At 73.6% G+C, this 14,984-nt stretch carries 11 protein-coding genes; 3 read left to right on the top strand and 8 right to left on the bottom strand.

What is annotated here, in order from left to right:
• Window positions 1-22: 22 nt before the first annotated feature.
• Together tmk and topA are read right to left on the bottom strand one after the other, a co-directional pair.
• On the bottom strand, window positions 23-3,205 hold the full coding sequence (gene tmk / locus QC029_RS10975; RefSeq protein WP_279555356.1) for a dTMP kinase: 3,183 nt from the start codon (window positions 3,203-3,205) through the stop codon (window positions 23-25).
• Window positions 3,206-3,329: 124 nt separating this feature from the next.
• Complete coding sequence (gene topA, locus QC029_RS10970) at window positions 3,330-6,194, bottom strand: type I DNA topoisomerase (RefSeq protein ID WP_279555355.1); 2,865 nt, start codon at window positions 6,192-6,194, stop codon at window positions 3,330-3,332.
• A gap of 421 nt (window positions 6,195-6,615) precedes the next feature.
• On the opposite strand from topA, the gene QC029_RS10965 reads away from it, so the two are divergent.
• From QC029_RS10965 to QC029_RS10955, 3 genes are all read left to right on the top strand, one after another.
• The gene (locus QC029_RS10965) at window positions 6,616-7,083 is read left to right on the top strand and encodes a TM2 domain-containing protein (protein ID WP_279555354.1); all 468 of its coding nucleotides are present in this window, start codon (window positions 6,616-6,618) and stop codon (window positions 7,081-7,083) included.
• 137 nt (window positions 7,084-7,220) lie between these two features.
• Window positions 7,221-7,613: a DUF2752 domain-containing protein gene (locus QC029_RS10960; RefSeq protein WP_279555385.1), complete on the top strand. Its 393-nt coding sequence runs from the start codon at window positions 7,221-7,223 to the stop codon at window positions 7,611-7,613.
• 227 nt (window positions 7,614-7,840) lie between these two features.
• A complete protein-coding gene (locus tag QC029_RS10955) occupies window positions 7,841-8,086 on the top strand; it encodes a TM2 domain-containing protein (protein ID WP_279555353.1) in 246 nt (81 codons plus the stop codon).
• 100 nt (window positions 8,087-8,186) lie between these two features.
• Here the strand turns inward: QC029_RS10955 and QC029_RS10950 are convergent, their stop codons facing one another.
• From QC029_RS10950 to bldG, 6 genes are all read right to left on the bottom strand, one after another.
• The gene (locus QC029_RS10950) at window positions 8,187-8,384 is read right to left on the bottom strand and encodes a hypothetical protein (protein ID WP_279555352.1); all 198 of its coding nucleotides are present in this window, start codon (window positions 8,382-8,384) and stop codon (window positions 8,187-8,189) included.
• 100 nt (window positions 8,385-8,484) lie between these two features.
• Window positions 8,485-10,035: a methyltransferase gene (locus QC029_RS10945; RefSeq protein ID WP_279555351.1), complete on the bottom strand. Its 1,551-nt coding sequence runs from the start codon at window positions 10,033-10,035 to the stop codon at window positions 8,485-8,487.
• 112 nt (window positions 10,036-10,147) lie between these two features.
• Entirely contained in the window at window positions 10,148-10,729 is a 582-nt protein-coding gene (locus QC029_RS10940) for a small secreted protein (protein WP_279555350.1), read from the bottom strand.
• A gap of 224 nt (window positions 10,730-10,953) precedes the next feature.
• The gene (locus QC029_RS10935) at window positions 10,954-13,425 is read right to left on the bottom strand and encodes a sodium-translocating pyrophosphatase (RefSeq protein ID WP_279555349.1); all 2,472 of its coding nucleotides are present in this window, start codon (window positions 13,423-13,425) and stop codon (window positions 10,954-10,956) included.
• Window positions 13,426-14,021: 596 nt separating this feature from the next.
• On the bottom strand, window positions 14,022-14,453 hold the full coding sequence (locus tag QC029_RS10930) for an ATP-binding protein (protein ID WP_279555348.1): 432 nt from the start codon (window positions 14,451-14,453) through the stop codon (window positions 14,022-14,024).
• 129 nt (window positions 14,454-14,582) lie between these two features.
• The gene (gene bldG, locus QC029_RS10925; RefSeq protein WP_093657489.1) at window positions 14,583-14,924 is read right to left on the bottom strand and encodes an anti-sigma factor antagonist BldG; all 342 of its coding nucleotides are present in this window, start codon (window positions 14,922-14,924) and stop codon (window positions 14,583-14,585) included.
• Between the last annotated feature and the right edge of the window lie 60 nt (window positions 14,925-14,984).

Genomic DNA, 14,984 nt, shown 5'->3' with positions numbered 1-14,984 from the left:
GCACCGGACGGCCCCGCGGGCGTCAGCCGCGGCGGCCCCGGCGTCCGCGCCGCCCGCCGTCGTCCTCGTCCTCGATGTCCTCGATGAACTCCTGCTGGGGGCCGAGGAGTTCGTCGGCGAGGGTGGGCAGGTCGTCCATCGGGGTCTCCTCCGCCCACTCGGGACGGCGCCGGGGACGGCCCCGCTCGTCGACCTGGGGCAGCTCCCGGGTGCGCTCCTCGCCGGCCGGCGGGGCGGGCCGCTCGTCCTTGCGCAGCGACCACGACGGCGCCCGGTCCTCCGGCCGCGCCTGCGGCAGCGGGGCGGTCTCGTCCTCGGGGGAGGCGGCGTGCGGGCCCGCCGGAGGCGCCGGCGGGGCCTGCTGCGGCAGGACGACCGTCTCCTCGGCGTCCGCCGGGATCCGCGGCAGCACGGCGGTCTCGTCGGCCGCGCTCCCGCGGCCCCCGGCGTCCCCGTCCCGGTCCTCGTCCTTGCTCAGCGAGTGCCTGCGCAGTGCCTCCCGGGCCTCCCGGGCTTCCTCCGCCTCCCGGGCCTCCTGAGCTTCCCGGGCCTCCCGGGCGCTCCTCGCCTCCGCCTCGGCCTCGGCGGCCTTGCGGGCCTGCTCGGCGCGGAGCAGCGCCTCCTCCGCCTTGCGCTGCTTCTCCAGCCGGCGCTCCTCGGCCTCGGCCCGCAGCCGGGCCTCCTCCTCGGCCAGGCGTCGCCTGCGCTCCTCCTCCTCGCGGCGGGCGCGCTCCTCGGCCTCCCGGCGCCTGCGCTCCTCCTCGGCCAGGCGGCGGGCCTCCTCGGCCCGCTGCCGTGCCTCCTCGGCCCTGCGCAGCTCCTCGCGGCGCCGGGCCTCCTCCTCCTCGCGCCGCTTGCGCTCCTCCTCCTCGGCGCGCAGCCGCTCCAGACGCTCCTGGCGCTCGCGCTCCAGGCGCTCCTCCTCGGCCTTGCGCGCCGCTTCCTCCTCCGCACGCCTGCGGGCCTCCTCCTCGGCCCTCCTGCGCGCCTCCTCGCGGGCGGCGATCTCGGCCTCGGACAGCGGCAGCACCTGGTCGAGCCGGTGCCGCACCACGGTGGTGACGGCCTCGGGCTCCAGACCCGCGTCCACCACCAGGTAGCGCGTCGGGTCGGCGGCGGCCAGGGCGAGGAAGCCGGAGCGCACCCGCCGGTGGAACTCGGCGGACTCCGACTCCAGCCGGTCGGGCGCCTCCGTGAACCGCTCGCGGGCGGTCTCCGGCGAGATGTCCAGCAGCACGGTCAGGTGCGGTACGAGCCCGCCGGTGGCCCAGCGGGAGATCCGGGCGACCTCCGTCGGCGACAGATCGCGGCCGGCGCCCTGGTAGGCGACGGAGGAGTCGGTGTAGCGGTCGGTGATGACGACCGCGCCGCGCTCCAGCGCGGGACGCACGACCGAGTCGACGTGCTCGGCGCGGTCGGCGGCGTAGAGCAGGGCCTCGGCACGGTGCGACAGACCGGCCGAGGAGACGTCCAGCAGGATCGAGCGCAGCCGCTTGCCGATCGGGGTGGCGCCCGGCTCGCGGGTGACGACGACCTCGTGGCCCTTGGAGCGGATCCACTCGGCCAGCGCCTCCACCTGCGTGGACTTGCCCGCGCCGTCGCCGCCCTCCAGGGCGATGAAGAAGCCGGTGGGCGAGGGGGCCTGGCGCGGCTCGGCGCCGCCGCCGAACGCCTCGCGCAGGTCGCGCCGCAGCGGCACGCCCTGCCGGTCGTCGAGGCGGACCAGGACGAGGGCGGCCACCGGCAGCAGCAGCGCGCCGACCAGCATCAGGGTGAAGGCGGCGCCGCCGTGGGCGAAGACGAAGTCGCCGCTCTCCACGCGGTGCGGGCCGATGAGGGCGGCCAGCACGGGCGCGACGACGACGGCGAGCGCGACGCCGACCCGGGCCACCGCGTGCAGGTGGTCGGTCGTCCGGGCGCGGCGGGACTCCTCGGTCTCCTCGTCCAGCAGGGTGTGGCCGGTGTTCGCGGTGATCCCGGCGGCCAGGCCCGTGAGCAGGAGCAGCAGCAGGACGGTGGTGGTGTCGGGGGCCAACCCGGCCGCGAGCAGCGCCAGGCCGGCCAGCGCGAGGGACAGGGCGAGCAGCCGCCGCCGGGACAGGGCGGGCAGGACGTGCGGGGCCCACCGGACGCCGGCGACGGTGCCGCCGGTCAGCGCCAGGACGAACAGGCCGAACAGGACCGGACCGCCGTCCAGGTCCGCGGCGTGCAGGGCGGCGAGCGCCGCGGCAGCGGCGACGGCGGCGGCCACGCAGGCGCAGGCCAGGACGAGCAGCGGGGCGGCGCCGGTGCGGCCCTTGTCCACGGCCTTGCGGACGGTCCTGCCGTCCTCGCCCTTCTCCGGCCTGCCGGTGCGGGGGCGGCGCAGGCCCTCCAGCGGGGAGCGGGGGCGCGGGGTGTCGCCGCCGGGGAGGTGCAGGAAGTACAGCAGGACGGCCGAGGCCGCGAACAGGCCGGCGGCGGCGTACGACGCCAGCGCCGCCTGGTGGGTGGTGAACCACGCCACGCCCGCGCCCAGCAGATTGCTCACCAGGGTGATCGCGACCAGCCCCGCGGCGGCCAGCGGGACGCAGACGAACCCCGTGCGCAGCCACAGGCGGCGCAGCGTGTCGTGGTGGTCCGGCAGGGGGCGCACCGCCGCGCCCTCGGGCGGCGGCGCGGGCAGCAGCGTGGGGGCGGCGCTGTCCTTGGCCACGGCCCCGAAGCGCTCGGCGACCCCGGTGAGGAAGACGGTGACCAGCAGGAACGCGAACACCTTGTCGGGGGTCCAGTCGATCCACAGCGGCGCGACGATCATCAGCGCCAGCCGTACGCCGTCCGCGCCGATCATGGTCCAGCGGCGGTCGAGCGCGCCGGAGGAGCTCGCGGTGAGGGAGGAGAGCGGGCCCAGCAGGACGGCGCCGAAGAGCAGGGTGGCCAGCAGCCGGACGGCGAAGACGGCGGCGACGGCGAGGGCCACGCCGCGGTAGCCCCCGCCGAGGACGGGTGCGCCTCCGGTGGCGGGCACGGTGACGGCGGCCTGGAGCACCAGCAGGACCAGGACCAGCAGGGCGAGGGCGTCGGCGATCCCGCCGGCGAGCTGCGCGCCCCACAGCCGCCGTAGGGGGGCGTGCCTCAGCAGGGCCCGTACGGCGCGCTCGCGGGAGTCCGCGGCCAGGGCGTCGGAGGTGGGGGTCACGACCGGTGGCTGCTCTGCACGCGTCATCCCGCCAGCCTAGCGGGCGGCGGTACGGGGGCGGCGATGCGGCCGAACGAGCGGCCGGGGGAGCTGTTCCAGGCAAACACGTGCGGAAGGTTCCCGCACGTGCCGCCCGTATGCCTGCCCCCGGCTACTCCGCGTCGGCCGTCCTCTTCGCCGCGGCCTTCTTGGTCGCAGTCTTCGCCGCCGTCTTCTTGGCCGTGGTTTTCTTGGCGGCCGTCTTCGCCGCCGTCTTCTTGGCCGTGGTCTTCTTGGCGGCCGTCTTCTTGGCCGCCGTCTTGGCGGTCTTCTTCGCCGGCCCCTTGGCGCGCTTCTCCGCCAGCAGTTCGTACGCGCGCTCCGGCGTGATCGTCTCCACGTCGTCGTCGCGGCGCAGCGTGGCGTTGGTCTCGCCGTCGGTGACGTACGGGCCGAAGCGGCCGTCCTTGACCACCACCGGGCGCTCGCTGGCCGGGTCGGTGCCCAGTTCCTTCAGCGGGGGCTTGGCCGCGGCCCGGCCGCGCTGCTTGGGCTGGGCGTAGATCGCCAGCGCCTCGTCCAGGGTGATCGTGAAGAGCTGCTCCTCGCTCTGCAGCGAGCGGGAGTCGGTGCCCTTCTTCAGGTACGGGCCGTAGCGGCCGTTCTGCGCGGTGATCTCCTGGCCGCTCTCGGGGTCGGTGCCGACCACACGCGGCAGGGAGAGGAGCCTCAGGGCGTCCTCGAGGGTGACGGTGTCCAGGGACATCGTCTTGAACAGCGAGGCCGTGCGCGGCTTGACGGCGTTCTTGCCGGTCTTCGGCGTGCCCTCGGGCAGCACCTCGGTGACGTACGGCCCGTAGCGGCCGTCCTTGGCCACGATGGGACGGCCCGTCCCGGGGTCGGTGCCCAGTTCCACCTCGCCGCTGGGCTTGGCCAGCAGCTCCTTGGCGTACTCCACCGTCAGCTCGTCCGGCGGCAGGTCGGCGGGCACGTCGGCGCGGCGGCCGGCCTCGCCCTCGGCCGCCGGCGGCTCCTCGACGTAGGGGCCGTAGCGGCCGACGCGCAGCACGATGCCGTCGCCCACGGGGAACGAGGAGACGCCGCGGGCGTCGATCGCGCCGAGGTCGGAGACCAGTTCCTTCAGTCCGCCGAGGTGGTCGCCGTCGCCGTTGCCGGCCGCCGCCGCGGCGGCGCCCTCGGCGCCCGGCTCGTCGGTGCCGAAGTAGAAGCGGCGCAGCCACGGCACGGCCTCGGCCTCGCCGGCGGCGATGCGGTCGAGGTCGTCCTCCATCTTCGCGGTGAAGTCGTAGTCGACCAGGCGGCCGAAGTGCTTCTCCAGCAGGCCGACGACGGCGAAGGAGAGGAAGGAGGGGACGAGCGCGGTGCCCTTCTTGAAGACGTAGCCGCGGTCGAGGATGGTGCTGATGATCGACGCGTACGTCGAGGGGCGCCCGATCTCGCGCTCCTCCAGCTCCTTGACCAGCGTGGCCTCGGTGTAGCGCGCCGGGGGCTTGGTGGCGTGGCCGTCCACGGACATCCCGGTGGCGGTCAGCGGGTCGCCCTCGTCGACGCGGGGCAGGCGGCGCTCGCGGTCGTCGAGGTCGGCGCCGGGGTCGTCGGCGCCCTCGACGTAGGCCTTGAGGAAGCCGTGGAACGTGATGATCTTGCCGGAGGCGCTGAACTCCGCGTCACGGCCGTCCGCGCTGCGGCCCCCGGCGCGGACGGTGACGGACTGGCCGGTGGCGTCCTTCATCTGGGAGGCGACCGTCCGCTTCCAGATCAGCTCGTACAGCCTGAACTGGTCGCCGGTCAGGCCCGTCTCGGCGGGGGTGCGGAAGCGGTCGCCGGAGGGGCGGATCGCCTCGTGCGCCTCCTGCGCGTTCTTGACCTTGCTCGCGTAGGTGCGGGGCCGCTCGGGAAGGTAGTCGGCGCCGTAGAGCTGGCCGACCTGGGCGCGCGCGGCGCTGATCGCGGTGTCGGACAGGGTGGTGGAGTCCGTCCGCATGTAGGTGATGAAGCCGTTCTCGTACAGCTTCTGCGCCACCTGCATCGTCACCTTCGCGCCGAAGCCGAGCTTGCGGCTGGCCTCCTGCTGGAGGGTGGTCGTGCGGAAGGGGGCGTACGGCGAGCGGCGGTACGGCTTGGACTCCACCGAGCGGACGGCGAAGTCGGCGCCCTCCAGGGAAGCGGCCAGCGCGCGGGCGGCGGCCTCGTCCAGGTGCAGGACGTTCCCCCGGTCGCCGGAGCCGCCCTTGAGCCGCCCGTCCGGGCCGAAGTCGCGGCCCTGGGCGACGCGGCGCCCGTCCACGGCGGTCAGCCGCGCGGTGAAGGCGGAGGGGTCGGCAGTGTCTTCGGCGGAGCCTCCGGAACGGCCGGTGGCGAAGGTGCCGGTCAGGTCCCAGTACTCGGCGGAGCGGAACGCGATGCGCTCGCGCTCGCGCTCGACGACGAGGCGGGTGGCGACGGACTGCACGCGGCCCGCCGAGAGGCGCGGCATGACCTTCTTCCACAGCACCGGGGAGACCTCGTAGCCGTAGAGCCGGTCGAGGATGCGGCGGGTCTCCTGGGCGTCGACCAGGCGCTGGTTCAGCTCGCGGGTGTTGGAGACGGCGGCCCGGATGGCGTCCTTGGTGATCTCGTTGAAGACCATCCGGCGCACCGGGACCTTGGGCCTGAGGACCTCCTGGAGGTGCCAGGCGATGGCCTCGCCCTCGCGGTCCTCATCGGTGGCCAGGAACAGCTCGTCGGACTCCGCCAGAAGCTGCTTGAGCTTCTTGACCTGGTCCCTCTTGTCGCTGTTGACGACGTACAGCGGCTCGAAGTCGTGGTCGACGTTGACGCCGAGCCGGGCCCAGGACTCGCCCTTGTACTTGGCCGGGACCTCGGCGGCTCCGTTCGGCAGGTCGCGGATGTGCCCGACGCTGGCCTCGACCACGTAGCCAGGACCGAGGTAGCCCTTGATCGTCTTGGCCTTGGCCGGCGACTCGACGATCACGAGTCGGCGCCCGCCGTGTGCGGTCTTGCTGGTCGGGGACAACTTCTTCTCGCTCTTCTCCGGTCGGTGTTCCCGGTCTGTCGGATCGGCTCTGGCGTGGTTCGCGCTCCCGGTGCGGCTGCGCTTCCGCTGCGGAGTGTGACGGTACCTCCCGCCCCTGTGTCAAACGGGAAAAGCCTGCGACGCCACTCGAACGGTAACCCGATGAGATAACCATCTCCCCGTATCCACCGGATCCGCTCCGGGCGGACGCCGTGTCCGCCACGGCCCGTCGCAGCCCACCGCAGCCCGCCGCAGCCTGCCGGTGGGGGCGGCGCCCGGGGCGCCCGGGGCGCCCGGCGGACGAAGCCTTCACCGGTCGGTTACTCGAACGGTAACCCGACGGCCACCATTCCTGCCGCCCGCACCGGCTGGCAAGATGTGGCCGTCTGTCCGTCCCAGCCACGCAACGGGGGAACCTCCCATGTCCGACCCCAACCAGCAGAACCCGTACGGCCAGCCCCAGCAGCCGCAGAACAACCCCTACGCCCAGCAGCCCGGCCAGCCCGGTCAGCCCGCGTACGGCTACCCGCAGCAGCAGCCCGGCCAGCCGGGGTACGGCTACCCCCAGCAGCCCGGCCAGCCCGAGTACGGCTACCCCCAGCAGGCCGCGGCGCCCGCGCAGGGCTCCTACACCGGCGACCCGAACGCCCCGTACGGCTACGACCCCTACGGCCGTCCCTACTCCGACAAGTCCAAGGTCGTGGCGGGCGTGCTCTCGCTCTTCCTGGGCGGCTTCGGCGTCGGGCGCTTCTACACCGGCCACACCGGCCTGGCCCTCGGCCAGCTCTTCACCTGCGGCGGCTGCGGCATCTGGTCGCTGATCGACGGGATCATGCTGCTCACCCAGGACAGCCCCACGGACGCGCAGGGCCGCGTGCTGCGGAGCTGAACGCGGTGGACCCGGTGGCCCCAGCGGCTCCAGCGATCACAGCGACCACAGCGACCACAGGCACCAGGGAGGCCGGAGTGACCGGAGGAACCGGAGGGCCCTCTCCGGACACCCGGGCCGCCCGGGCCGCCCGGGCCGTGCGCGCCGCCCGCGCCCACCCGGCCGCGCCGCCGCTGGCCGCGCTCGCGGCCGGGCTGGCCGGGGCGGTCTACTTGTGGGGGACGAACCCGCACCAGGCCGGGCAGTGGCTGCCGCGCTGCCCGTTCAACTGGGCGACCGGGCTGCTGTGCCCGGCGTGCGGCGGCACCCGCATGACGTACGACCTCATGCACGGGGACTTCGCCGCCGCGTTCCACGACAACGCCCTGCTGCTGGCGCTGGGCGTTCCGGCCGCGGCGTACCTCGGGGGCCGCTGGCTGGTGGAGGGGCTGCGCGGGCGCCGCTACCGGCCGTCGCTGGGGAGGACCGGCACGGCGGTGGTGCTGGGGACGGCCGTGGTGTGGGCGGTCGTACGGAACCTGGTCGGCTGACCCCTCCGCTTCCGTTCCCGCCCCCCTTCCGTTTCCTTCCGCTTCTGCTCGCCCGCGATCATCTCCGCGGCTTTTTGACGCGCCGTCTGATCACTGTTCGATCACGACTGCGGACCCGCCGCAACCCTTGCCGGTCGCCGGAGGTCTGGGATTTCGTCTCGGCACGTCTGGTACATGACATCAGCGGGCCGTGGCGCGTTCCCACCCGAAGCACGAAGGAGCCACCCATGGCGTTCACCGGCACCGCGCCCAACGGCCAGCCGTACTCCGACAAGTCCAAGGTCACCGCCGGTCTGCTGCAGATCTTCCTGGGTGGCCTGGGCATCGGCCGCTTCTACACCGGCCACACCGGCATGGCGATCGCCCAGCTGCTGACCTGCGGCGGCCTGGGCTTCTGGTCGCTGATCGACGGCATCCTCTTCCTCACCAGCAAGGACCGCACCGACAAGCAGGGCCGCGTCCTGCGCGGCTGACGGCCTGTCGGCGGCCGGGCGTCATGAGGGCGTACGGCGACGGCCCGCACCCCGGACCTCCGGGGTGCGGGCCGTCGGGCGCTCCGGTCCGGCGGGCGCCTCACGGACGTGTGAACACCCAGAGCCCGGTGATCAGGAAGGCCGTGCCGAACAGCGAGGTGAGCACGGCCGCCGTGACCGGATTCGCCCCCTCGGCCACGGGCTCGCGCAACCGTACGCGCACCGAGGTCCACAGCAGCAGTCCGACGCCGAACAGCGTGAAGGCCGCCCCGGCGAAGACGGCGGGTCCACTTTCCATGCGGAGCACGGTGGCACCCGCGGGGATCGGGTGGGCGAACGGCGGGTGAACACCGCCCGGACAGCCGGACGCCGGCCCGCCCGCGGGCCCTCCCGCCCGTCTACTCGCCCCCCGCGGGCAGCAGGAAGCCCTGTTCGACCAGGAGCCGGATGCTCTCCGGGGTGCGGTCGCGCAGACCCACCGGGTCCTCGCCGAGGAGCTGGGCGATGGCGTCGAGGATGCGGCCCGCCGGGAGCGAGCCGTCGCACACGCCCGCGAAGCCCGCGCCGACCGTGTCCACCCGCGTCGCCCGCCGCATGCCGCGGTTCTGACGGAGCACCACGTACTCCGGATCGTCCGCGCCGGGCCTGCCGATCTGCTCCTGGACGACCTCGTCGGCCAGGACGAAGCGGGTGGCGAGCAGGGCCGCGTCGTCCGTCGCGCGCAGGAAGTCCCGGCGTTCGAAGTGGGCGCGCACCTCCTCGCCCAGCGGCTGCTCGACGGGGTGCGGCCACTCCTCGACGGTGACCGACGGGTGCCGGGCCCCCGACTTGCGCAGGGTGATCCAGCCGAAGCCGACGGCCGTGGTGCCGCTCGCCTCGAACTCCTCCAGCCAGGCGTCGTAGTGCGCGGCGTACGCCGCCGGGTCGCCCAGGTGCTCCCCGGCGTCGCGCAGCCACAGCTCGGCGTACTGGGCGGTGTCCTGGACCTCGCGCTGCACGATCCAGGCGTCGCAGCCGTCCGGCACCCAGGAGGCCAGCCGCTCGCGCCAGTCCCGGCCTTCGACGTGCCGCCAGTTGGCGAGGAGCTGGCAGTGGCCGCCGTCGGCGAGGTGGGCGGCGGACTCCCGGACGAGGGTGCGGCACAGGTCGTCGCCGCCCATGCCGCCGTCGCGGTAGGTGAGGCGGGCCCCGCCGGCGGCGCGGGGGGAGATGACGAAGGGCGGGTTGGAGACGATCAGGTCGTAGGGGGCCTCGCCCTCGACCGGCTCGAAGAGGGACCCCTCGCGCAGATCGGCCTCGGGCGCGCCGGAGAGGGCGAGGGTGAGGCGGGTGAGGCGCAGGGCCCGGGGGTTGAGGTCGGTGGCGGTGACCGAGCCGGCGTGCCGGGTCGCGTGCAGGGCCTGGACGCCCGAGCCGGTGCCCAGGTCCAGGGCGCGGGCCACGGGGGTGCGCACGGTGATGCCCGCCAGGGTCGTCGAGGCGCCGCCGACGCCGAGGACGAGGTGGGAGCGGTCGGCCGCGCCGGCGCCCTCGGCCGTACGGATGCCGCCGGCGCCGCCGACCGCGCAGCCGAGGTCGGAGACGATCCACCAGTTCCGTCCCTCGGGCCCGGCGTACGGGCGGACGTCGACGGTGGCGGCGACGCAGTCGCCGTCCGCGCCGGTGTCGCGGCGCAGCCAGCCCTCGGCGAGCGCCTCGTCGGCCGGGAGCGCGGCGCGGGCCCGGTCGCGGGGCACCGGGCGCTGGAGCAGGAACAGCCGCACCAGCGTCTCCAGCGGCCCGCCGCCGCGCGTGGCGCGCAGCGCGGGGACCGTCTCGTTGCGGGAGAGGGCGGCGTAGGCGGGTGCGCCGAGCAGTTCCAGCAGTCCGTCGGGGGTGAAGCCGGCGGAGAGGAAGGCGTCGCGCAGCCGGGGGAGGGCGGGGCCGGGGGTGGGGAGGCGGTCACTCACCTCCCCATTGTCACGCGGAGCGTCCCGGCGTACGGAACCCCCGTACGCCCTTCTCCCCTCCCGGTGTCCCCCGACTCCTCCCTGCTCCTCCCGGTGTCTCCCGGTCTCCCCGCTACGCCGCCGAGACGGAGGGCGCCGGCGACGGCTTCCGGCAGCCCTTCTGACCGGCTATCGCCTCCTGTAGATCGCCCTGCCGGAACTCGCCCAGCGCCTTCTCGACGCCGCCGAACTGCCGGGGGAGCTTCTTCATCTCCTCGGCGATCTCCTGCAGGCCGTCGGCGAACTCCGACTGGTCCTTCTCGTTCAGGTCCTCGGCCCGCTTCTGGAGGTCGGCGTACGTGGCCGAGAGCGCGTCGAGCTGGCTGATCGCGTTCTTCTGGATCCGGGAGCCGTCCTCGAGCGGCGGGACGCCCGCCCTGCGCACGGCGGCGGACAGGGCCTTGTAGGCGGCCGAGAGGTCGCCGAAGGCCTTCACGTCGGTCTCCTTCACCTCCTCGGGGGACTTGTCCCCCTCGGTGATCCGCGTGAGTGCCTGGTTGGCGCCGTCGATGCTCTTGTTCTGCTTCTGCAGCGAGCCGCAGTACTCCACGGCCCACCGCTCGGCCTTCTCGTTGCCTTCGTCGCCGCCGCACCCGCTCAGGGCGAGCACGACGACCGCGCTGCCGGACAGCGCAGCCGCAAGCTTCTTGTTCACTCCGGACCGATCCCTTCGTGGGTGTTCGGCCCGGAACATACACGCAGGAGGTTCACCGACCGTGAGCCAGGAGGGTGAATCGGCGGCTTTTGATGCGGTGTCCGCCTGTTTGGGTCGAGCGCATCTCACATCGTTCGCCCCGGCGGACAGCGGACGGCGGACGGCGGCGGGCGGCGCACCGGCCGCGCCGCCCGCCGAACCGGTCCCCGGGTCCTCCGGTCCCGCTACGGGGCCGCCACCGGGGCCCCCGGCTCCGACGGTCCCGGGGAATCCGGCGAGCCCGACGATCCCGACGAGCCCGACGCCCCGGACGTACGGCCGGCCGCGCCGCCCGCGCCCTCTCCCGCCTCTCCGTCCCCCTCGCCGCCGACCGCGATGCCGCGCCGCTTGGAGACGTAGACCGCGCCGACGATGACGGCGAGGGCGAGGCCCGCGATGACGGCCCGCACGCCGGCGCTGGCGTCGTCGCCGTAGCTGAACTGCACCACCGCGGGCGCGATCAGCAGCGCCACCAGGTTCATCACCTTCAGCAGCGGGTTGATCGCGGGGCCGGCGGTGTCCTTGAACGGGTCGCCGACCGTGTCGCCGATGACGGTCGCGGCGTGCGCCTCGCTGCCCTTGCCGCCGTGGTGGCCGTCCTCGACGAGCTTCTTGGCGTTGTCCCAGGCGCCGCCGGAGTTGGCGAGGAAGACCGCCATCAGCGTGCCCGCGCCGATGGCTCCGGCGAGGAAGGAGCCGAGCGCGCCGACGCCGAGCGCGAAGCCGACGGCCATGGGCGCCATGACGGCCAGCAGACCGGGGGTGGTCAGCTCGCGCAGCGCGTCCTTGGTGCAGATGTCCACGACGCGGCCGTACTCGGGCTTCTCGCTGTAGTCCATGATCCCGGGCCGCTCGCGGAACTGGCGCCGGACCTCGAAGACCACCGAGCCCGCCGACCGGGACACGGCGTTGATCGCCAGCCCGGAGAAGAGGAAGACGACGGAGGCGCCGAGGATCAGGCCCACCAGGTTGTTCGGCTGCGAGATGTCCAGGCTCAGGCCCAGCTCCCCGGCCCTGGCGTTCACGTCCGCCACGGCGCCGGCGATCGCGTCGCGGTAGGAGCCGAAGAGGGCGGAGGCGGCCAGCACCGCGGTGGCGATGGCGATGCCCTTGGTGATGGCCTTGGTGGTGTTGCCCACGGCGTCGAGGTCGGTGAGCACCTGGGCGCCCGCGCCCTCGACGTCCCCGGACATCTCGGCGATGCCCTGGGCGTTGTCGGAGACGGGGCCGAAGGTGTCCATGGCGACGATGACGCCGACGGTGGTGAGCAGGCCGGTGCCCGCCAGGGCGACGGCGAACAGCGCCAGCATGATGGAGGTGCCGCCCAGCAGGAAGGCGCCGTAGACGCTGAGCCCGATCAGCAGCGCCGTGTAGACCGCGGACTCCAGGCCGAGGGAGACGCCGGAGAGGACCACGGTGGCGGGTCCGGTCAGCGAGGTCTTGCCGATGTCGCGCACGGGCCTGCGGCTCGGCTCGGTGAAGTAGCCGGTGAGCTGCTGGATCAGCACGGCGAGCACGATGCCGATGGCGACCGCGACCAGCGCCAGGACGCGCGGGTCGCCGGCGTGGCCGGAGATGGCGGTGTCGGTGACGCCCTCCAGCTCCCCGTAGCTGCCCGGCAGGTAGACGAACACGGCGACGGCGACGAGGACGAGCGAGATCACCGCGGAGATGAAGAAGCCGCGGTTGATGGCCGTCATGCCGCTGCGGTCGGCGCGGCGCGGCGCCACCGCGAAGATCCCGATCATGGCGGTGACGACGCCGATCGCCGGGACGAGCAGGGGGAAGGCCAGGCCGTAGTCGCCGAAGGCGACCGTGCCCAGGATGAGCGCGGCCACCAGGGTGACGGCGTAGGACTCGAAGAGGTCGGCGGCCATGCCCGCGCAGTCGCCGACGTTGTCGCCGACGTTGTCCGCGATGGTGGCCGCGTTGCGCGGATCGTCCTCGGGGATGCCCTGCTCGACCTTGCCGACGAGGTCGGCGCCCACGTCGGCGGCCTTGGTGAAGATGCCGCCGCCCACGCGCATGAACATCGCGATCAGGGCGGCGCCCAGGCCGAAGCCCTCCAGCACCTTGGGGGCGTCGGCCGCGTAGACGAGCACCACGACGGCCGCGCCGAGCAGGCCGAGGCCGACGGTGAACATGCCGACGACCCCGCCCGTACGGAAGGCGATCTTCATCGCCCGGTGGGAGACGTCGGTCAGGTCCTTCGCGGGCTCTCCCTCGCCGGGAGTCGCCTCCCGCGCGGCGGCCGCGACCCGTACGTTGCTGCGCACGGCGAGCCACATGCCGATATAGCCGGTGGCCGCCGAGAAAGCGGCACCGACCAGGAAGAACACCGAGCGGCCAATTCGCTGACCCATACCGTCGGCCGGGAGCAACATCAACAGGAAGAAGACCACGACGGCGAATACGCCGAGAGTGCGAAGCTGCCGTGCGAGGTAGGCATTCGCGCCTTCCTGTACGGCGGCGGCGATCTTCTTCATGCCGTCGGTGCCCTCACCGGCCGCGAGCACCTGGCGCACCAGCACCACGGCGAGCACCAGGGCCGCTACGGCGACGAGCGCGATCACCAGCACCAGGCCGCGGTTGCCGCCGGTGAGCACGGCGTCGGCCAGTTGCAGGCGGTTCTGGGAAGGGATGTGGTGCCCCGCCATTCGTCCTCCTTGACGTTTGGCACATGGGCGCGCGCAAGCACGCTCAGGCATCCTGCTGCAAAGATGTGGACGGATTGTAGGGAGCTGCTTCGGATCACAACAGAGTGCGGTATTCGCTATTGGTCCGCACCCGCAGAGATCGAATAGCGGGCACCCGGATAATTCCCCTGAACGGCCGAGTTACTCCTTCGCCGCGGTATAAGGAAAACGATCTCGGAATATCCGGCGGTCTCCTGGTCAGGGCAGGTGGACGCGGATACCGGCGGGCGGGGTGCGCCCGTGCGGAGGGCGGGCCGGGGGCCGTCCGGGGAGAACGGGAGAGAGGCCGCGAACAGTCCGGAAACAGGCCTGTGGGCGGGCCGGAAACAGGCCGGGGAAGCCGGGGAGGGGCCGGAAACAGGCCGGGGGCGAGGTCCGGGCGGGCGACGGCGCGGTGCCGGCGGCGGGGTGCGCGGTGCCGACGGCGGGACGGAAGCCGGCGGGGTGGGAGCCCGCGGGGCCGTTGCCGGGCGTGAACGAGGCGCCCGGGTGAGGGGCGCCCGGGGCCGTTCGGGGGACGTGCGGGACCGGCCGTGCGGCCACTCCGCGCGGAGCGGCTAGACGAGCGGCTCCGGGCTGGTCGGCCAGCTCATCCGGATGAGGCCGCCGTGCCCGTCGGCGATCACCTCGACGTCGTCCACCAGGCCGCTGATCACCGCGAGTCCCATGTCGACCTCGTCGTCGCCCTCGGCGCCCTCCCCGTTCGCGGAGGAGCCGTGGACCGGGCCGTGCGCCGCCCTGGGGGCGTCGTCGCCGACCTCGATGCGGAAGGCCTTCTCGTCCTCGGTCAGCGCCACCCGGACGGGCGTGTCGAGACCGTGGCCGATGTGGAGGCCGACGGCTCTGCTGCACGCCTCACCGACCGCGAGGCGCACCTCGTCCAGTACGGCCTCGTCGACACCGGCCCGGCGTGCGACGGCGGCCGCCACCAGACGCGCCGTCCTCACGTGCTCGGGCAGCGCGCTGAAGCGCAGTTCGACGGTAGCCATGCATCCCCCTCGATGGTGCGCGCGGTCACCCGGTGACCCGCTGCCTGACGGCCCTCCAGGGGCACCGGACCGACGCGTGCGGGTCCGGCGCCCCTGGAGGCCGTGTACGGGCTTGTTCGGACTCGACCCTCAGTCGGTGGCCGCCACGGCCTCGTCGACCGAGGTGTGGATGGGGAACACCTTGGTCAGGCCGGTGATACGGAAGATCTTGAGAATGCGCTCCTGGTTGCAGACCAGGCGCAGCGAACCCTCGTGGGCACGCACGCGCTTGAGTCCGCCGACGAGCACACCGAGGCCGGTGGAGTCGAGGAAGTCAACGCCCTCCATGTCCACGACCAAGTGGTAGCTGCCGTCGTTCACCAGCTCGACCAGTTGCTCACGCAACTTGGGCGCGGTGTATACATCGATCTCGCCACCCACCGAGACGATCGTGCGATCGCCGACGGTACGGGTCGACAGGGACAGGTCCACGGATCCTCCAGCACCTTGCTATCGAGCGGTCCGCCCCCCTTGGCGTCTCCCCACCGAAGG

The sequence above is a fragment of the Streptomyces sp. DH37 genome, from assembly GCF_029813835.1.
Taxonomy (GTDB): Bacteria; Actinomycetota; Actinomycetes; order Streptomycetales; family Streptomycetaceae; genus Streptomyces.
This window is presented reverse-complemented; position numbering and strand designations above follow the sequence as displayed.